Consider the following 19,868-nt stretch of genomic DNA (forward strand, 5'->3'; position numbering starts at 1 on the left):
GTTAGTTCCAGGGATATATTATGGATAAAGAAAATTTAAATGAATGTGGCTGCGGTTGTGGCGAAGAAAATAAAGGTTGCGGATGTGATTCACATGAGCATGAACATGGACATGAAGGTTGCGGCTGTGGATGCGGAGACCATGAACCTTTAATAGTTGACTTAGAAGATGAAGAGGGAAATGTAGTTGCTTGTGAAGTAATTGATGGATTTGAATATAAGGATAGTGAATATGCTATAGTTCAACACCCAGAAAACGGAGCAGTTTATCTATTTAAAGTAGTAGGTGAAGGTGAAGAAGGCGAACTTATAATTCCTGATGATTCTGAGTTTGAAGAAGTATCTGCTTATTATGAACAATTAATGGCAGAAGAAGAATAAGAAATCCATAAAAGTTATAAGAAAGTCGCTGCAGAGATGCATCGGCTTTCTTTATGATACAAAGACTTAATTTAGTTAAAAGTTAAGAATTAAGAGTGAAGAGTGAAGGATGACTTTTTATGCTTAAGGCATAAAAAATCTAGGAATTAATTTATTAATGTTTTGCCTTTGGCAAAACGAGAGAGTATAAATTGAAAGATTTTTCGAACATAGTGAGAAAAATCAACCATAACTCTTAATTCTTAACTCTTAATTCTTAACTAAAAGAGAGAGGTGTTCGTTGTGGAAAAACTAGCAATATTCGATGTTGATTATACATTAACAAAAAGAGAAACTCTTGCAGAATTCTATTGGTTTATGATTAAAAAGAATCCAAAACTTATAATACACGCCCCAAAAAGTATTATGTCTGCTTTTTTATATGGAGTGAAAGTACTTGACTCTCAAACAGCAAAGGAAAACTTTATAGCCTTTATTGATGGAATGCAGGAAGAAAGTATGCAAAGACTGGTAGAAGAATTTTATGAAAAAAGATTAAGTAAAATACTTTACATTGATGCTATAGATACTATGAAAAAACTTAAAGCTGAAGGTTGTAAGGTGTATTTAATATCAGCTTCAGCGGAGTTTTACTTAAATGAACTATATAAAATAAAAGAAGTTGATAAGGTAATTGGCACTAGATTTACTAGTGTAGGTGGTAAATACAGTAGAAAGATTGCGGGGAAAAACTGTAAAGGAGAGGAAAAGGTAAGAAGACTTATGGAGGTTTTAAAAGAAGAAGGTATAGAAGTGGATTTTAAAAATTCCTATATGTTTTCTGATTCTCTTGCGGATTTACCTCTTTTTAATTTAGTAGGAAATCCTTATCTTATTAATTATAAAAAAGGACATGATAAAATAGAGATACTTAATTGGAAGTAGAAAATCAAACTATAAAAATACATAAGTGAAAATTGTTTCAATATATATAAAATAGTTTGTTTAAATAATATAATGTAAAGTATAATATATTTAGATATTATATTAGTGCTTAAGGGTTGAATGTTCGAAAATTAAAGACCTATTTAAAAACCCTATGAATATAGAGAAAGGTGAATAATCATGAGTGAATGTTTATATAAATATTTCATACTTAACGATCAAGTAAAGGATTGTAGTGAATTTGATGATAGCTTTCTTAGAAAGGGTAAAGCCTTATATGAAGTAATAAGGATAATAGAGGGAAGACCACTATTTCTGGAAAGACACCTTGATAGATTAGAAAGTTCCTCTAAATTGGTTGGTGTAGAATTGTGGATTACTAAAGATGAGATAAAAGAAAAAATAAAACAACTTGTAGAAGAAAATAATATAGCTATAGGAAATATTAAATTTGTTTTTAATGTTGATAACAAAATATTTCTAGCTTATTTTATAAAGCACCACTACCCATCTAAGGATGATTATGTAAATGGTGTAAAGACTATTTTCTATCATGGAGAAAGAAAAAATCCTAACGCTAAGATAATAAATATGGATTTTAGAGAATTAGTAGAGAAAGAGATAAAAGAGAAAAAGGCATATGAGGCTATACTTGTTGACAGAAACGGTTTTATAACAGAGGGCAGTAAATCCAATATATTTATGATAAAGGATGGAAAAGTTATAACTTCACCTCTAGAGGATGTGCTTCCTGGTATAACTAGAAGTGTTATAGTAGAAGTATGTAGAAACATGGGATTAGAAGTGTTGGAAGAAAAAGTGCATTACAAGGATATAAACAATACAGATGCATTATTTATATCAGGTACCTCACCGGAAGTTTTACCTATAAGTAAGGTAGAGGATATGAATTTCAATTCTTCTCGCAATGAATTTGTATTTAAGATTATGGATGGATATAATGAGGCCAAGAGATCTTTATAAATGATTATATAAACAATATATTTTAAAGGTGTTTGGAGTTGAAGCGGATGGATGGTTATAAAATAAAAAAGGTTCTTAATAATAATGTTGTAATAGCTCAAAAAAATTCAGAAGAATTAATACTAATAGGTAAAGGTATAGGGTTTGACTTTGGTAAAAATGGAACTATACCCGAGCAGTCTGTTGAAAATGTTTTCGCTAAACAGACCTCTGAAATGGGGGAAAATTATCAGAAAGTACTACAAAGCATAGACAGCAAAATAGTTGGGATAGCTGAAGAGATTATTAACTATGCTGAAGCAGAGCTGAAAGTAAAATTAAACGATGCTATACACATATCCTTACCAGACCACATAAGTTTTGCTTTAAAAAGAATAGAAAAGGGTGTAAATATAGAAAATCCTTTTATAAATGAACTAAGTGCCCTTTATCCAGGAGAATATAGAATTTCTGTGAAAGCAGTAGAGCTTATAAATGAAAGATTTAATACGGATCTTCCAGAAGATGAGGCTGGATTTATATGTCTACATATAAGAGCTGCTCTTACAGAAAAGAATGTATCTGAATCATTAGCTTATACTAAAAAGATAAGTCAGGTAATGGATTTAATTGAAAAGTTAACAGGTAAAAAGCTAGAAAAAAATTCATTAGCTTACATAAGAACAGTAACACATATAAATTTTATGATAGAGAGAGTGGAAAATAATAAAACCATTAAAAATCATCTATTGGAAAGTATAAAGAAGGAATTATTCACTGAATATAGCATAGGAATTAAAATTGCCATGAAAATTGAAGACTTATTTTCTATGGATGTTCCAGAGGATGAAATTGGATATATAGCACTTCACATAAAAAGACTTGTAGAATAGTAAGGGAGAACATATGAAAAGAGTATTTTCAGTGCTCCAAAAAGTAGGTAGATCATTAATGCTTCCTGTGTCAGTTTTACCGGCAGCTGGACTTTTATATAGAATTGGGCAGGATGATTTACTTGGTAATTATGGAGCTGGGTTTAAATATTTAGCAGTTGCAGGAGATGCTATTTTTGGAAATCTACCACTAATATTTGCAGTAGGTGTAGCAATTGGATTCTCTGGAGGAGAAGCGGTTGCAGCTCTTGCAGCGGTGGTTGGACAGATTATTCTTCAATCTGTTATGAATGCTGCAACAAAAACTGCAGGTGTAGATATTAATATGGGGGTATTCGGTGGTATTAGTATAGGGTTAATTTCAGCAATACTATATAATAGATATCATAAGATAAGGTTGCCACAAGTTTTGGGTTTTTTTCGGGAAAAAGATTTGTTCCTATAATAACTTCAGTAGCAGCTTTAATTTTTGCTGTGGTTTGCGCTGGTATTTGGCAATCGATGCAGCAGTTTATAGATATATTTGCCAAGTGGGCGTCTGCATCTGTATTAGGTCCAGCCTTTTATGCTGCAGGTAAGAGACTTTTAATACCAATTGGATTACATCATATATATTACCCGGTATTTTTATATCAATTTGGTTCCTTTACTTTAGATGGAGTCAAGTATTTTGGTGATACAGCAAGATTTTTTCATGGAGATCCCACGGCAGGCATATTCATGGCTTCTGAATATCCTATTCTTATGTTTGGACTTCCAGGAGCGGCTATTGCTATGATAGCTGCCGCAAAAACAGAGCATAGGAAAAGAATTGCAGGAATGATGATTTCAGCAGCTTTCGTATCTTTTTTAACTGGTATTACAGAACCTATTGAATTTTCTTTTATATTTGTTGCACCAATACTATTTGTATTTCATGTTTTAGCAGCCTTTTCAGCAGGGATAGTAACCAGTCTTCTTCATATAAGATTGGGATATACCTTCTCTGCATCAGCAATTGACTATGTTCTCGGATTTAAATTTGCAGAGCACCCTATGCTTATATGGCCAGTAGGCATTGTATATTTTGCACTTTATTTTTTGGTATTCTACTCTGTAATAAAGGCTATGAACATTAAAACTCCTGGTAGAGAAGATGAAGAACAGATTACTTTTAATACTGCTAATACAGTTGGCTTGGAAAAAGCAGCTATGATATTAGAAGCAATTGGAGGCAGGGAGAATGTTGAGTTTTTAGATTCATGTATAACAAGACTCAGAGCTACTCTAAGGAAACCAGAAATTATAAATAGATCTCTGCTAACTGCAGCAGGATCAGTGGGTATTTTAGAAACAGGAGATAGTGTACAAATAATATTTGGGACGGAAGCTGAGAGAATAAAAGACGATATAAAAATACTAATAGAAAATAATATGCCCTATAAAAAAGAAGGTATTAAAGAAACAAGGGGCAAAGAACAAAATCCTAACCTATCAACCATAGGGGAAGATATACAAATAGCTAATCCTATAAAGGGTGAGGTAATAAACTTAGAGAAAGTTCCCGACGATGTCTTTGCAGCCAAAATGTTAGGAGATGGGTTTGCGGTAATACCTAAGGATAATAAGGTGTATGCTCCAGTCAGTGGAGTTATAAGGGTTATGTTTCCTACAAAACATGCTGTAGCAATAAAAACAGATGAGGGAATTGAAGTACTAGTACATGTGGGAATAGACACAGTTAAGCTTGGTGGTGAAGGGTTTGAAGCACATGTACAAAAAAGTGATATTGTTAAAAAAGGTGATTTGTTAATAACCTTTGATCAAAAGTTAGTTCAAACAAAGGCTAAAAGTTTAGTTTCACCAGTAATAATAACTAATATGGATTTAATATCTAGTATAACTGTAGTTTTTGGAAAACTTAGCAAAGGTAAAATAGCTGCTAAGGTGATAAAAAAAAATGAAGTGGAAACTTGAATCAGATGAGGTTTCAAAACCTCATCTGATTCTTAGTTGAACGAATCCAGGGACATAGCCGCTCGGCACGTGCACTTTGAAGAAGATGGGAGTATTAGAGCGGGTAGTCATCGGATAAAATATAGATTTTAAAAAGGTAATTCTATTTACTCACATTGTGAAAGGTAAAAAGAATTGCCTTTTTAAAATTTAATTTTTTTTTTAATGTTATAATAAATATTTTTAACTTAGCTCTTGCCGTGTTATAATAGAATTAGATAAACTAGCAATTTTTAAAGAAATAAGATTAATTTGATAAAATAATATAGATAATTATTGAAAAAGAGCAAAAAATAACATTTACATAAACTAATCCAGGACGTAGTCGTTGGCAGCGTACAATTTGGATAAGATAAGAGTATTAGAGCGGGTAGTCATTTGGATTATTATTTTATTAAAGGGAGTTTAATTATGAAAAAATTATATTGTGAGGCAACAGTAGAAAAATGTTTACAAGCGGCAAGTGATGAGTTAAAGATACCTGTAGATGATTTGAAGTATGAAGTATTAGAAGAAAAAAAATCCTTCTTTAAGAAAAAAGCTAAAATAGAAGTAGAAATTTTTGATGAACATATAGCAGAGGAAGATGGGGAATGTTCTGAAAGTATTGAAAATCAAGAAGAATACTTTCAGTTAGGTAAAAATGATGGAACCATAGAGATTATAGATGGCAACATTATAGTAAATAATCCTGAAGAAGGAGGAAGGCATGGAACGATTTTAGTAGGAAACGATATAAAGGTTATTGTAGATGGATTAGAGGTTAAAGGGAAAAAAGAAATATCTAAGGAAAATAAAATTGAAATAATTTTTGAAGAAACTACCGCATTTAGAGAGTTAAAAATAAATTTATCAGAAGATCATATGGAAGCGTATGCTACAATTGACTATAAACCTCAGCATAAATATAAGTTAAAAGATAAAAAGAAAAGTTCAATAGCAATATTAGAGTTAGAAATAGAGTCAGAAATTAATCCTCCTAAATATACTATAGAAGAAGTGAAGAAAGAGTTAAACAATAATAAAGTAGTTTATGGTATAATGGAAGAAAATTTGAAACAATGTGTAAAAAATGGAGGGATAAAACTTTTAGTAGCAAAAGGAAAGCAAGTAGTAAATGGATCAGATGATAGTATAGAATTAAAATTTAAAACTGATAAAAATTTAAAAAAGCTTGAAGAGGATGAAGTTGGTAATATTGATTTTAAAAGTATAGGTTCCGTAGAAGCTGTTCATAAGTCTGAAGTTATTGCAATTAGACATCAGGGGCAAGCGGGACAGGATGGTTGTGATGTAACAGGCAAGGTAAAAAAACACAAACCTTGCAAAAAGATAAAGTTAAAGGTTGGAGAAGGATGTATATTAATTAATGAAAATTCTGTTGCAGCAGCTATAGATGGAAAGCCTTGCATAAAGAGTAATGCCTTCTTTGTTTATCCAGTTCATGAAGTAAGAAGTGACGTAGATTTAAAAACAGGAAATATTAAGTTTATTGGCGATGTAGTAGTATATGGCAGCGTAAAAGAAGGAATGGAAGTAGAGTGTGGAAACCATTTAGATATAGAAAAAGATGTAGAAAGAGCTAAAATAAAAGCAGGTGGAAACATAAATATAAAAGGAAATTTAATTGCCGGTAATGTATTTGCAGGCGGTGAAGATGTGAAAAAATTGAAGGCACTTAAGGATTTGTCAAGTTTAAAGGAACAAATCTCAGGTTTAATAGAAGCTGTAGCAGAAATAAAAAAATATGATCTTCTAGGTAAGGACAGAAAAGATGGAGAATTAGTAAAAATTCTTATAGAAAATAAGTATAAAATGCTTCCAAAATTGTGTTTAAATGTAGTTACAGATTTAAAGTTACAGGACGATACTTCTAATATAGCAAATTATAATATATTAACTGATCTCATAAGGTCAAGATTGTTAGGGATAGCTCCAATAAGTATACAACACTACTCAGAGCTTGATTTAATAGTAAATTCTATAGATGAAATAATTTTTGAACTTAAAAATGCGTTATCTATTCCTGTAGATGTTAGAATATCATACTGTCAAGATTCTAATATACAAAGCTCTGGAGATATATTTATAACAGGAAAGGGAGAATATATATCAGATATAACTGCCAATGGAAGTATATATTTTCTTCAGGAAAAGAGCGTGGCTAGAGGCGGTGTTCTAAGAGCCAAAGAAGAAATTAAATGTAGAACTGTTGGTAGTACAGCGGGAGTAGCTACCAAGCTTCAAGTTGAGAAGCAAGGTCATATATGGGTAGACACTGCTTATCAGAATACAATATTTTCGGTAGGTAATAGAGAAGTTGTTTTAGAACTGCCAAGCAAGAATATTCACGCTTATATTGACAAAAATGACGATATAATAGTAGATAAGCTAAAACTTTAAGTAATTCCTATAAAAAAGCTGTTATCATATAGCATAGTTTATTATATAATGAGACTATAACTATTCTGCTTTTTTAGGTGTTGATCAAGGAGGGATAATAATGGACAATAAAGAGGTTAAGGTTTTAATATTTAGTATAAACGGCGAATTTTATGCTACAGATATTATGGAAGTAGAGAGAATTTTGGGGTATGAAGAACCTACAGCACTTCCAGACTCTCCAGATTTTATTGAAGGTGTGATAAATTATGAGGGAAGTATACTTCCAGTAATATCACTTGCAAGAAAGTTTAAGCTATCTCAAGGTGATAAAAAAAATGAATCAAAAATTATAGTAACTAAACAAGCTGGGGATAAAATCGGAATCATAGTTGATGTAGTATCAGAGGTTAGAGATGTAAGCGAAAAAAATATAGAGACACCACCAGAAATAGTAGCAAGTATATCTCAAAGATATATAAAAGGATTAATTAAAATAGACGGCAAAATAATAATATTTTTAAATCTTGGCGAAATACTAACGGAAGAAGAAAAAAAGCTTATATAATATGAGTTGAAAGGTGCATATTTATGGAGATAAAAGAAATAAAAGTAGGAATTGCAGATATGAACACTGCTTCTTCTCCTGATAGAATAATTACAGTTGGACTAGGTTCATGTATAGGTATAGCTATATACGATAGGGTTAAAGGTTTAGGGGGGCTGGCACATATAATGCTGCCAGATAGCACACAGTTTAACAATGTAACTAATCCATTAAAATTTGCAGATTTAGCAGTTCCACTGTTAATAGAAAGATTAGAGAAACTAGGAGCTTTAAAAAGAAACTTTAGAGCTAAGATAGCTGGAGGAGCATCTATGTTTAACTTTTCGGATAAAAGCATGATTATGGATATAGGAAACAGAAATGGGATAGCAGTAAAAGATGCTCTTAAAAAATATTCAATTCCGTTATTGGCTGAAGATATTGGAGGAAATAAAGGTAGAACGATGATTTTTAATACCTCTGATGGGATGGTTCAAATAAAGACTGTAGGCATGGGTGTAAAAGAACTTTAATAAAAATTGGAGTGATACTAATTTGAATAAGATTAAGGTTTTAATAGTAGATGATTCTGCTTTAATGAGAAAAATTATTTCAGATATGGTAAATGAAGAATCAGATATGGAAGTTATAAATACAGCAAGAAATGGTGAAGATTTACTCACTAAATTACAGAATAATTTGCCGGATGTCATAACTTTGGATGTAGAGATGCCTAAGATGGATGGTATCAAAGCACTGAAAGAAATGAAAAAAAATAATATTAATATACCGGTAATAGTTTTAAGTAGTGTTTCGCAGAAGGGACCTCAGCTTACAATGGAATGCCTTGAGGCTGGAGCTTTTGACTTTTTGCCTAAGCCTTCAGGAGCAATATCTCTTGATATAAATAAGGTGAAAATAGGTTTGATTCAAAGAATAAGACTAGCCTATGAAAAATCAAAAGTACAAGCTAGGCCAATAGTTAGACCTGCAGCAGTTGAAAATAGAGCTATAAAAAGAAATAGTCTGGAAAAAATAGATGCAGTGGTTATAGGTGCATCTACAGGAGGACCAAAGGCATTATATGCTGTTATTACTGCGTTTCCAGAAAAATTAGGAGTGCCTGTATTTGTTGTTCAGCATATGCCCGTTGGATTTACAAAGGCCTTTGCTGAAAGACTTAACTTAAACAGCAAAATAAAAGTTGTAGAGGCAGCAGAGGGTATGAGTATAGAAAAGGATACAGTATATATAGCTCAGGGCGGATTTCATATGGAAGTAGGAACAGATAGAAAAATTCACCTAAACACAGAACCTACTTTATGGGGAGTTAGGCCTGCGGTGGATAAGCTATTTATATCAGCTGCAAAGCTATACGGATCCCATATAATAAGTGCTGTTCTCACAGGCATGGGGAAAGATGGCGCTCAGGGAACAATAGAAATTAAGAAAAGTGGTGGTATCACCTTAGCAGAAGATAAATCCACATGTACCATATACGGTATGCCTAAGGCTGCTTTTGAAACAGGAATGGTAGATATTGTGTTACCAATAGATAATATAGCTAATGAAATAGTAAAAGCAGTATGTGGAAAAGGGAGGTAGTCTTTATGGATATGGCTTATTTTGAGCAGTGGGTTTTAAAGGAGTTTAATATAAATTTATCCGCCTACAAGTCCAATCAACTGCATAGAAGAATAGGAAGCCTAATGTCTAGAGTAGGGGTTAGCACTGTAGAAGAATATATAACATTACTAAAAAAAGATCCTGCTCAAAAACAAAAATTTTTGGACTTTATAACTATAAATGTTTCTGAATTTTTTAGAAATCCTGAGATATTTGAAGATTTGAAGGATAAATTAAAAAATGAATTGTTAAAGAACGGTAGTTCAATTAAGATATGGAGTGCAGCCTGCTCTATCGGAGCAGAACCTTATTCCATAGCTATGTATTTAGATGAACTTTCACCTATGGGAAGGCATAAAATAATTGCAACAGATATAGACAACACTATATTAGATAAAGCTAAAAAGGGTGAGTATGTCTTATCGGAAATAAAAAATGTGAAAAAAGAATATTTGAGTAAGTATTTTACCATAAAGGACGATAAATATAATATTAGTCCAAAAATAAAAAGTATGGTAACCTTTAAAAAACATGACCTAATACTTGAAAATTATGAAAGAGATTTTGATTTGATTGTATGCAGAAATGTGGTAATATATTTTAATCAGGATGTAAAAGACCAAATTTATAAAAAATTTAGTCAGTCATTAAAAAAAGGCGGATTACTATTTGTAGGTGCAACGGAAAGTATTTATAATTACAGAGATTATGGTTTTGAAAAAGCTTCTACATTTATATATAGAAAGTTATAAGGAGGTAATAAAATGGATACATCACAGTATATGTCGATGTTTTTAGAAGAATCAATGGACAACCTACAGACTTTAAATGATTCACTACTCCAACTTGAGCAGGAGCCAAATGATATAGATAAATTAAATGAGATATTCAGAGTAGCCCATACTATAAAAGGAATGGCTGCCACAATGGGATTTAATCAGATGGCAGAACTTACTCATAAAATGGAAGATGTACTTTCAGAATTTAGAGATGGACAACTAAAGGTTACGCAAAAAGTTGTCACTGTATTATTTAAATGCCTTGATACTTTGGAACAGATGGTTAATAATATATCTGACGGGATAGAGGGTGAGGTGACAATTGAAGAGATAATTAAAGAACTTGGATCCATTACAGATAGTAAGGAAGAAAAGAAGGAAGAAAGTATTAAAGATATAGAAGAACCAGCTTTAGAAGAAAATAAAAATGTGCCTTTAGATTTAAATGAATATGATATAAATATAGTAAAACAAGCTGAAGATAGAGGCTATAAATCATATCAAATAGGGATTATTTTAAGCGAAAATACCCTGTTGAAATCAGCTAGAGCATTTCTAATATTTAAGAGTTTAGAAGAGTGCGGGGAAATAATAAAGTCAGTACCAAGTACAGAAGATATAGAAAGTGAAAACTTTGAATTTGAGATAGATTTAGTTTTCTTATCAACAAAAGAAAAAGGTGAAATTTATGAAACTCTGATGAATATATCAGAAGTAGATAAGGTTTTTGTTGATGAAGTAGATGTAAAAGCAGAAAAAGCTAAGAAAGTTGAAATGAAGCTGGAAACTGTTAAAGTTGAAGAAATAAAAGCTACTATAGAACCAAAGCCTGCAGCAGTGGAAAAAGTACAAACTAAAGTAAATAATACAAAACCTGCTCAGAAAGAAGTGCATAAGAAGGCTCACCAGTCTGTAAGAGTAGACTTAGAAAGATTGGATAAGTTTATGAATATGGTGTCTGAACTTGTTATTCATAGAACAAGGTTAGAGCAAATTAGCAGTAATCATAGATTAAATGATCTAAATGAAACATTAGAACAGGTTGCAAGAACTACTTCAGACCTACAAGACCTAGTAATGAAGATAAGAATGCTTCCTTTAGACTCCGTATTTAATAGATTCCCAAGAATGATAAGAGATTTATCAGTAGAACTTGGAAAGGAAATGGAGCTTATAATTCAAGGAGCAGATACTGAACTTGATAGAACTGTAATAGACGAAATAGGAGAACCACTTATCCATTTGATAAGAAATGCAGCAGATCATGGTGTAGAGTCAAAAGAAAAGAGAATTGCACAAGGAAAAGATCCCGTAGGTAAGATAAGGCTTATAGCATACCAGGAAGGAACTAAGGCTGTAATAAAAGTTGAAGATGATGGTTCTGGAATACCTGTGGATAAAGTTAAGGCTAAAGCTGAAAGATTAGGTATAAATACAGATGGTATGACTGATAATGATATTAGGAATCTAATATTCATGCAGGGATTTAGTACCAATGAACAAGTTACAGATATTTCCGGTAGAGGCGTTGGTATGGATGTTGTAAAAACTAAAATATCAGCACTTGGAGGAACTGTAGATGTAATCAGCGAAAAAGATAAAGGTTCTACTTTTATAATAAGACTTCCATTGACCCTACAGATAATTCAAGCTTTACTTGTAAATGTAGGTAATGAGACTATGGCTATATCACTAGGATATATTGATAGAGTTATAGACTATAGTGATGATTTAGTAAAAATGACTAATAATAAAGAAGTTATAATTTATAATGGTAATGTGACACCACTTATCAGACTTAATAAGAGATTAGATGTTGAAAAATCAAATAGCAATAAAAATTATATAGTAATTGTCAAAGTAGGAGAGAAAACAGTAGGTCTTATGGTAGATGGACTTCTTGGACAGAAAGAAATAGTTATAAAACCTCTTGGAAAAACACTTCAAGGGTTAAAAGAATATATAGGAGCAACAATACTTGGAGACGGCCTTGTAACATTAATATTAGATGTTGCTGCCTTAGTGTAAGGAGGTATAATGCATATATGAGCTATCAAGACCTTACAACATTACAACTAGATGCATTAAGTGAAGTGGGAAATATAGGCGCAGGAAATGCTGCTACAGCGTTATCACAGCTTATAAATAAAAAGATAGATATGACAGTACCTGCAATTAATATAGTGCCTTTTGATGATATATTTTCAAGTATAGGTGGAGATGAAATAGTTGTAGGCGTTATAGTAAGAGTACTGGGAGAAATTCCAGGAAATATATTGTTTGTCTTTGAAAAGGATACAGCATTAAATTTAGTAGAGATTTTGACAGGGCTTCAAGAAGAGTATTTAAGTGATATGGGAAATTCAGTAATATGTGAAATTGGCAATATTATATCAAGTTCCTATATGAATGCAATAGCAAAGTTCACAGGACTAACTGTAATGCCTTCAGTTCCAGCAGTAACCTATGATATGTTAGGAGCAATACTCTCTACAACATTCATAGAATCAGGCCAATTTGATGATTATGTGCTTGATATAGAAACATTATTTATACAAAATAATGAAGAAATAAGCGGGCATTTTTATTATGTACCAATGCCTGGTTCACTTGAAAAAATATTAAGCACTTTAGGAGTGTGAAGTGAAACTTGAATCAGATGGGGGGGTTAAAGCCCATTTGATTCTTAGTTGAACGAATCCAGGGACGTAGCCGCTCTTTACTTCTCTGACGATAGGAAGAGAAGTATTAGAGCGGGTAGTCATCGGATAAGATAGTTACAACAGGAGTAAATAAATTTGGAGGGAAGAAAATGGCTAAAGTATTAATTGTTGACGACGCTGCTTTTATGAGAATGATGATAAAGGATATATTAGAAAAGAATGGATTCCAAGTAGTTGGAGAAGCAAATAATGGAATAAAGGCTGTAGAGCTATATAAAAAAGAAAGACCAGATGTGGTTACAATGGACATAACTATGCCTGATATGGATGGTATAGATGCTGTAAAAGAAATAAAAGCCTTTGATCCAGCAGCAAAAATAATAATGTGCTCTGCTATGGGGCAACAAACAATGGTTATGGATGCTATAAAGGCAGGAGCAAGAGATTTTATAGTAAAACCATTCCAACCAGATAGAGTTTTAGAAGCTATTAAAAAAGTTGTAGGATAGAAATAAGTTAAGAATTAAGAGTGAAGAGTTAAGAGTTAAGGAGAATTTTTCTCCACTTTGTTACGAAAAATCTTAAATTTGAAATGTATTGAAGCAAAGCTTCAATAATATTATATTTTAGATTTTCTGTAGCGTTAGCGAAAGAAAATCATCCATAACTATTAACTCTAAATTCTTAACTCTTAACTAAAATCTTTGTAGTTATATAAAGTTGAGAATTTAGAATTGAGAATTAAGGAAGTTTTGCCACTGAAAAACTAGTGAATTTGGAGTATTATTTTTGATATTATAGATTTATAGCTTGGATAATAAAGTGGACATATATCGCGGCTTTATTATCAGATTACCTTCATTCTTAATTCCAAGTTCTCAATTCTGAAATTTAAATTTTTAGAGTTGAATATAGGGGCTTAAAACTACTTATTATATGGAGGTGTAGATTATGCAGGTTGTTATATTTAAGTTAAATAATGAGCAGTTTGCTGTAGAAACAGCAAAAGTGCAAAGTATAAATGATGCTATGGAAATAACTAGAGTTCCAAAGGCTCCAAGGCATATAAAGGGACTTATAAATCTAAGGGGTAATGTTATCTCCCTTCTTGATATAAATCTTTTATTGGATGTTCAAAAGGAAGAAGAAAAACAAAATAATATAATTATACTTGAGATGGAAGATGAATTAGTAGGAATAACTGTAGATCAAGTAGATGAAGTATTAGATGTAGAAGAGGATATCATAGAAAAGATCAGTGATGATAGAAAAAAAGCTTATATTGAAGGAGTTATTAATTTTAAGGAAAGAATAGTAACCCTAATAGATATAGACAAGCTTCTTTCAAATTAGAATTAATAACTAAGGCTAAGAAATTCTTTATTTAGAAATGAGGGAAAAAAATGGCAGACGTATTATCACAAAGCGAAATAGACGCCCTTTTAGCTGCGTTATCAGCGGGAGAACTAACGCCAGACGAGGTGCCAAAGGAAGAAGAAAAGCAAAAAGTAAAACCTTATGACTTTAGAAGTCCTCAGAAGTTCTCTAAGGATCACATAAGGACTCTTGAGCTTATTCATGATAATTATGCCAGAATAATTTCAAACTACCTAACAGCACAGGTTAGAGCTAATGTAAAAGTAAAAATAGAATCTGTTCAGCAAATAACTTATGAAGAGTTTATTCATTCTGTACCCAATCCAACTATTCTAACTATATTTAGAATGCCTCCTTTAAGTGGCTCTGTATTATTCGAAACTAATCCTCAATTTGTTTTTGAAATAATAGACGTACTATTAGGCGGCAAAGGAATGGGAAAGTATAAATTAAGGGAATTTACAGATATAGATAAAAATATCATAAAAGTTGTTAACACAGGACTTATCTCAAATCTAAAACTTGCATGGGAAGATGTACTAGAGATTCAAACTGAAATTGAAGGTCTTGAAACGAATCCAGCCTTAAATCAAACATTGGCACCTAATGAACCAGTAGCTTTAATAACTTTTTCTGTAGAAATGGGCAAAAGCAGTACTTTTCTTAACATCTGTATACCATATCTTAGTATAGAAAAAGTTCTTGATAAGTTAGTTGTTCAATACTGGTTCCAGGATAACGATGAGGATATTATAAACGAGTCAAGAGAAAAACTAAGAGATAGACTTAATATAGTAAATATGAAGCTTAGTGCAGTACTAGGAACAGCAGATATCACCGTAAATGATTTTCTAAATTTAGGCGTAGGTGATGTTGTTACTTTAAAAGAAAAGAATAATAGTCCTGTTAAGCTAACGGTGGAAGATAAACCATATTGTTACGGAAAGCCTGGAATAATTGGCAAAAACATGGGCATTCAGATAATAGATATTATAGATAAGGAAGTGGAAAATTATGGGTAATGGCTTTCTTTCACAGGAAGAAATAGATGCACTATTAAATGGAGGAGGAGATGCACAAACTGAATCATCAGTAGATGTATCTGCTGCAGCACAGGATTTACCTGAATTAACAGATGTAGAAAAAGACTTACTTGGAGAAATTGGTAATATATCTATGGGTTCTGCCTCCACAGCACTTTCTACAATATTAAATCAGCCGGTAAATATAACTACTCCAGTAGTAAGTGTTACTATGTTGAAAAATTTAAAAGATGAATTCGAAGTTCCAAATATAGCTTTGGAAGTTAAATATATAAGCGGAATAATGGGAGAAAATCTTCTAGTAATGAAGATTACAGATGCATTCGTAATTGCCAATCTTATGATGGGAGGGGATGGGAACGTTCCAGACCATACTGAAGAATTAACTGAAATAGAGTTAAGTGCAGTTTCTGAAGCGATGAATCAAATGATAGGTTCTGCAGCTACATCAATGGCTACCATGTTTATGAGAGAGGTAAATATATCACCTCCTATATCAAAGATTTGGAGTGAGATAACAACACCTCTATCAGAAAATATATCAGATGATGAACCTATAGTAAAAGTATCTTTTTCACTAACAATAGGTAATTTAGTAGATAGTAATATAATGCAAATTTTACCAATAGCTACTGCTAAAAAGATAGTATCTATAATGATGGGTCAGGAAGAGCCAGAGAAACAGCCAGAACAAACAGCACACGCAGCTTATTCTCAGCCAGAACCACAACCAATGTACCAGCAGCAACCAGTTCAGCAAGATATGCAATATCAAATGGCACAGCATCAACCTATATATGAAAAACCTGCAGAAATGCATAGACCACCAGTGGAAGTGCAGCAGGCAAGCTTCCAGCCTTTAACTCAAACACAGTCTAGTCAAGGAATGCCTAAAAATATAGATTTAATATTAGATGTACCTTTAGAAATATCTGTAGTACTAGGACGTACTAAGAAAAACATTAAAGATATACTAAGTTTAGGAACAGGTTCATTGATAGAACTTGATAAACTCGCAGAAGAACCAGTAGAAATATTGGTAAATGGTAAAAAAGTAGCTTATGGAGAAGTTGTAGTAGTTGATGAAAATTTTGGTGTAAGAATTACAAGTATTGTAAGCAATGAAGAGAGAATTAAATCACTGGGAAGATAAAAAGCAGCCTTTTAGAAAGGCTGTTTTTTATGTGGATTTTTAATCAAATTAACTAGAGTATTAAAGTGGTAAAATAACGAGACTTTGAGCGTAAAATAGAGTAAATACTTTCTTTTATGGGTATAAACATTATTAGTATATAGTCGATAATATAACTAAGTAATAATAGTAGAAGTTTAAATGTAACCAGAGGAGTGTATAGATATGAAAATAAATGGAGTTAATCCAAGTAAAATAGTGAACATTTACTCAAGTCAAGCAAAGAGCGTAGAGAAAAAAGCAGAGGTTTCACAGAAGGATTCTATTCAGATATCATCACTTGGAAAAAACCTAAGTTCATATTCTTTAGACGATAAATTTGTGAATTCAAATGAGAAGATAGAAACTATAAAGAATCAAATAGCAAATGGTACTTATTCCAGAGATTCAAAATTAGTAGCGGCAAAAATTCTTGAAGAAATAAGGGGAAATAGTTAAGAGTTAAGAGTTGAGAGTTGAGAATTAAGAATTAACAGTTAAGGATAATTTTTTATGATAAAACATAAAAATTTAAATTTAAGGTTTTTCGACGGAAGGAGAAAAATCATCTATAACTCTTAATTCATAATTATTAACTAAAGAAACACGGAGGTTAGAGATGACTCAGGAATTAAATAGAATAATGATTAAAGAGTATAAAGCCCTTCAGGATTTACTGGGAGCTTTAGATGAACAATTTGGGTATTTAACAAAAAGAGAAGTTTTTGCGTTAGATGGGATAACCAGAAAAATTGAAAATTGTGCTAGAGAAGTAGCTCGCTTTGAGGTGGAGAGAAGAAATATAACAAAGGGCGAAGCTATGAGTAAAATAATAGATAACTTAAAGAATGAAGAGTTAGAAAACAATTATAGAAATATAAAAAAACTTTTAGAGGAAATTCAGTTACAAAAGGATACAAATGAGCTTTTAATAAGACAAGGTCTAGGATTTACTACACAGATGTTAAATTTTCTAAATCCTGATAGAGGACCAAAGACTTATACTGCTTATGGTAAGAGAAAATAAGCAGAGAGCCAAAATCTATGATTTTGTGCGAATCGCTTACTCCTCTGACAATAGGAAGAGGAGTTTCATTAAAAAGGGGGAAAAAGAATGTCCGGTTTATTTGGGACTCTTAATATATCAACAAGAGGGCTTTTTGCACAACAAAGAGCTATTGATACAACATCACATAATATAGCCAATGCCAATACTGAAGGGTATTCAAGACAAAGGGTAACTCTGCAAACATCAAGGCCACAAAGTATTCCTGGTAGTGCTGGCCAAGTAGGAACTGGTGTAGATGTCTCTGCGGTTAACAGGGTAAGAGACAGCTTTCTAGATTATCAGGTAAGAGTTGAAAATGGTGTAAATGGCCAATATACAGGTCGTGATAAATTCTTGAGTCAGATAGAGAATATAATGAACGAGCCTACAGACACAGGTATATCTACATTGATAGGTAAGTTTTTTGATTCCTGGAATACACTAGCAACTTCTGCAAAAGAATCAAATGCTAGGTCAATAGTTGCTCAGCAGGCACTAGCTTTAACCAATGAACTAAATCATACCTATACAGAATTGGAAAAGTTAAAAGAAAATGCTCAAGAAGTAATAAAGAATACGGTTTTTGATGTAAATGGTATGTTAAGCCAGATAAGTCAATTGAATCAGCAGATAAAACAGGTAAGCGTATCAGGAAATAATCCAAACGATTTAATGGATAAGAGGGATTTATTATTAGATCAGTTAAGTTCCAAGTTTGGAATAAAGGTTGATAAAAAGGCCTTCGAGGGAATTAATGTAACTACTTCCGCTGATGCTAATGATAATGGTAATGGAAGTGCACCACTAGGGTCAGATGGTAAGACACCATTAAATATAACTCAGGCTATATTGCCAGGGGCTAATAATGCAACACCAGCTGAGCCAACAGCGAAATTTTCTTATATAAGTGAAATAAATCCTCCATCAGGAAAAAAGGCTGGAGAAGAAGGTGTTTATACAGTTGTTTACTATAAAAATGGTGATATGACTGATGATGCAAATAAAGTATCTATAAAGGTTACATTAGAAGATACAGAAGATTCTAATGCTGAGGAGAAATTTAATCAGTTAAATGAATGCAGAGTGCTATGGGCAAACGATAATGGTGTAGCTTTTAAAGTAAAAGAGGTACAAGATCCAAACTATCCTGAGGACACAACTAAAAAAGCTAAACAATTAGCTGGTGGTGATGGAGATGCAAGTAATTTAGCGGATGGTCAAAGCTGTGATTTTAAGGAACTTGCACTTTTTCAAGCACCTACCGGTGAATTAAAAGGATATATGTCTGTACAGCAAGATATAGAGACCTATGAGGATCAGTTGAATAAGCTTGCAAAAGGCTTAGCATTTGCAGTAAATGGTATATTGAGCCAAAGTGATACACCAACTGCAGATGTAAAAGATTCAGCAAATAAAATAATTAGTGCAAATAACTTTTTTGTAAATGCTGATAAAAAATCGCAATATGCTGCAACATCAAGTACAGATACAGCTGCTATAGCTAATATAGACACTGCAGAACAGGAAATTACTGCTGCCAATATTACTATAAATCAGGCTATAATAGATAATCCACTGCTTATAAAAACTGCTGCAAAATATGATGAAAATGGAAACAACTTAAGTGGAGAAAGTGATGGAAGCAGAGCATTAGCAGTACAAATGCTTAGAGATAGACTGATGTCTATTCAAGATATAAAAAAGGATACTAAAAGAACGGAATTTTTAAGCGGAATATTAAAGACAGATTCAACTGTAAGTGGTTTGAAAACAATATCAAATGATACAGGCGGCATGACTATAGACAGTTACTTTAAGGATACAGTAGATAGGCTTGGCATACAGGAGCAGGAAGCTAGGAGAATGGTGGACAACCAAGCGAAGCTTCTGGCAGGCTTTAAAGAATCAAGAGACTCAGTATCTGGAGTTTCTCTTGATGAGGAAATGGCAAACTTAGTCCAGTTTCAGCACTGTTATCAAGCAAATGCAAAAATTATTTCTACAGTGGATGAATTGCTTGATGTGGTTATAAATGGATTGAAAAGATAGAAACTATATTTAAGAAATTTAAGAAAGT

The 19,868-nt window shown here is 32.3% G+C and carries 19 protein-coding genes and 1 pseudogene; all 20 read left to right on the forward strand.

What is annotated here, in order from left to right; all coding sequences use genetic code 11:
- Positions 1-20: 20 nt before the first annotated feature.
- Positions 21-380 carry a DUF1292 domain-containing protein gene (locus tag CLMAG_RS05270; protein WP_066618927.1) on the forward strand — a complete coding sequence of 120 codons (360 nt, stop codon included), beginning with the start codon at positions 21-23 and terminating at the stop codon, positions 378-380.
- A gap of 282 nt (positions 381-662) precedes the next feature.
- Complete coding sequence (locus CLMAG_RS05275) at positions 663-1,304, forward strand: HAD-IB family hydrolase (protein ID WP_066618930.1); 642 nt, start codon at positions 663-665, stop codon at positions 1,302-1,304.
- A 180-nt stretch (positions 1,305-1,484) separates the two neighbouring features.
- Positions 1,485-2,288, forward strand: a complete 804-nt coding sequence (locus CLMAG_RS05280) for an aminotransferase class IV (RefSeq protein WP_066618933.1) — start codon at positions 1,485-1,487, stop codon at positions 2,286-2,288.
- A gap of 47 nt (positions 2,289-2,335) precedes the next feature.
- Entirely contained in the window at positions 2,336-3,160 is an 825-nt protein-coding gene (locus CLMAG_RS05285; protein WP_066618936.1) for a PRD domain-containing protein, read from the forward strand.
- 58 nt (positions 3,161-3,218) lie between these two features.
- A pseudogene (locus CLMAG_RS33485) lies at positions 3,219-4,027 on the forward strand (PTS transporter subunit EIIC); the annotation flags it as partial.
- A 240-nt stretch (positions 4,028-4,267) separates the two neighbouring features.
- On the forward strand, positions 4,268-5,116 hold the full coding sequence (locus CLMAG_RS34625; RefSeq protein ID WP_341420090.1) for a PTS sugar transporter subunit IIAB: 849 nt from the start codon (positions 4,268-4,270) through the stop codon (positions 5,114-5,116).
- Between the two features lie 450 nt (positions 5,117-5,566).
- Positions 5,567-7,558 carry a flagellar assembly protein A gene (locus tag CLMAG_RS05295; RefSeq protein WP_066618938.1) on the forward strand — a complete coding sequence of 664 codons (1,992 nt, stop codon included), beginning with the start codon at positions 5,567-5,569 and terminating at the stop codon, positions 7,556-7,558.
- Positions 7,559-7,658: 100 nt separating this feature from the next.
- Positions 7,659-8,105: a chemotaxis protein CheW gene (locus CLMAG_RS05300; RefSeq protein WP_066618941.1), complete on the forward strand. Its 447-nt coding sequence runs from the start codon at positions 7,659-7,661 to the stop codon at positions 8,103-8,105.
- 23 nt (positions 8,106-8,128) lie between these two features.
- Positions 8,129-8,617 carry a chemotaxis protein CheD gene (locus tag CLMAG_RS05305; RefSeq protein ID WP_066618944.1) on the forward strand — a complete coding sequence of 163 codons (489 nt, stop codon included), beginning with the start codon at positions 8,129-8,131 and terminating at the stop codon, positions 8,615-8,617.
- A gap of 22 nt (positions 8,618-8,639) precedes the next feature.
- Positions 8,640-9,689 carry a protein-glutamate methylesterase/protein-glutamine glutaminase gene (locus CLMAG_RS05310; protein ID WP_066618948.1) on the forward strand — a complete coding sequence of 350 codons (1,050 nt, stop codon included), beginning with the start codon at positions 8,640-8,642 and terminating at the stop codon, positions 9,687-9,689.
- Between the two features lie 5 nt (positions 9,690-9,694).
- Positions 9,695-10,462, forward strand: a complete 768-nt coding sequence (locus CLMAG_RS05315) for a CheR family methyltransferase (RefSeq protein WP_066618956.1) — start codon at positions 9,695-9,697, stop codon at positions 10,460-10,462.
- Between the two features lie 12 nt (positions 10,463-10,474).
- Entirely contained in the window at positions 10,475-12,517 is a 2,043-nt protein-coding gene (locus CLMAG_RS05320) for a chemotaxis protein CheA (protein WP_066618958.1), read from the forward strand.
- A 17-nt stretch (positions 12,518-12,534) separates the two neighbouring features.
- Positions 12,535-13,131 (forward strand): chemotaxis protein CheC, encoded by a 597-nt coding sequence (locus tag CLMAG_RS05325; RefSeq protein ID WP_066618960.1) that lies wholly within the window; start codon positions 12,535-12,537, stop codon positions 13,129-13,131.
- Positions 13,132-13,301: 170 nt separating this feature from the next.
- Complete coding sequence (locus CLMAG_RS05330; protein ID WP_066618963.1) at positions 13,302-13,661, forward strand: response regulator; 360 nt, start codon at positions 13,302-13,304, stop codon at positions 13,659-13,661.
- Between the two features lie 442 nt (positions 13,662-14,103).
- Positions 14,104-14,505 (forward strand): chemotaxis protein CheW, encoded by a 402-nt coding sequence (locus CLMAG_RS05335; protein WP_066618965.1) that lies wholly within the window; start codon positions 14,104-14,106, stop codon positions 14,503-14,505.
- A 50-nt stretch (positions 14,506-14,555) separates the two neighbouring features.
- Positions 14,556-15,551, forward strand: coding sequence for a flagellar motor switch protein FliM (gene fliM / locus CLMAG_RS05340; RefSeq protein ID WP_066618968.1), 996 nt, complete (start codon positions 14,556-14,558; stop codon positions 15,549-15,551).
- Positions 15,544-16,725 carry a flagellar motor switch phosphatase FliY gene (gene fliY / locus CLMAG_RS05345; protein WP_066618970.1) on the forward strand — a complete coding sequence of 394 codons (1,182 nt, stop codon included), beginning with the start codon at positions 15,544-15,546 and terminating at the stop codon, positions 16,723-16,725. Before fliM ends, fliY begins: the two co-directional genes overlap by 8 nt.
- Before the next feature lie 204 nt (positions 16,726-16,929).
- Positions 16,930-17,202, forward strand: coding sequence for a flagellar biosynthesis anti-sigma factor FlgM (gene flgM, locus CLMAG_RS05350; RefSeq protein WP_066618972.1), 273 nt, complete (start codon positions 16,930-16,932; stop codon positions 17,200-17,202).
- A 160-nt stretch (positions 17,203-17,362) separates the two neighbouring features.
- Positions 17,363-17,770, forward strand: coding sequence for a flagellar protein FlgN (locus tag CLMAG_RS05355; RefSeq protein WP_066618975.1), 408 nt, complete (start codon positions 17,363-17,365; stop codon positions 17,768-17,770).
- A gap of 87 nt (positions 17,771-17,857) precedes the next feature.
- A complete protein-coding gene (gene flgK / locus CLMAG_RS05360; protein WP_066618978.1) occupies positions 17,858-19,840 on the forward strand; it encodes a flagellar hook-associated protein FlgK in 1,983 nt (660 codons plus the stop codon).
- The last annotated feature ends 28 nt before the right edge of the window (positions 19,841-19,868 follow it).

The organism is Clostridium magnum DSM 2767, assembly GCF_001623875.1.
Classification (GTDB): Bacteria; Bacillota; Clostridia; order Clostridiales; family Clostridiaceae; genus Clostridium_AM; species Clostridium_AM magnum.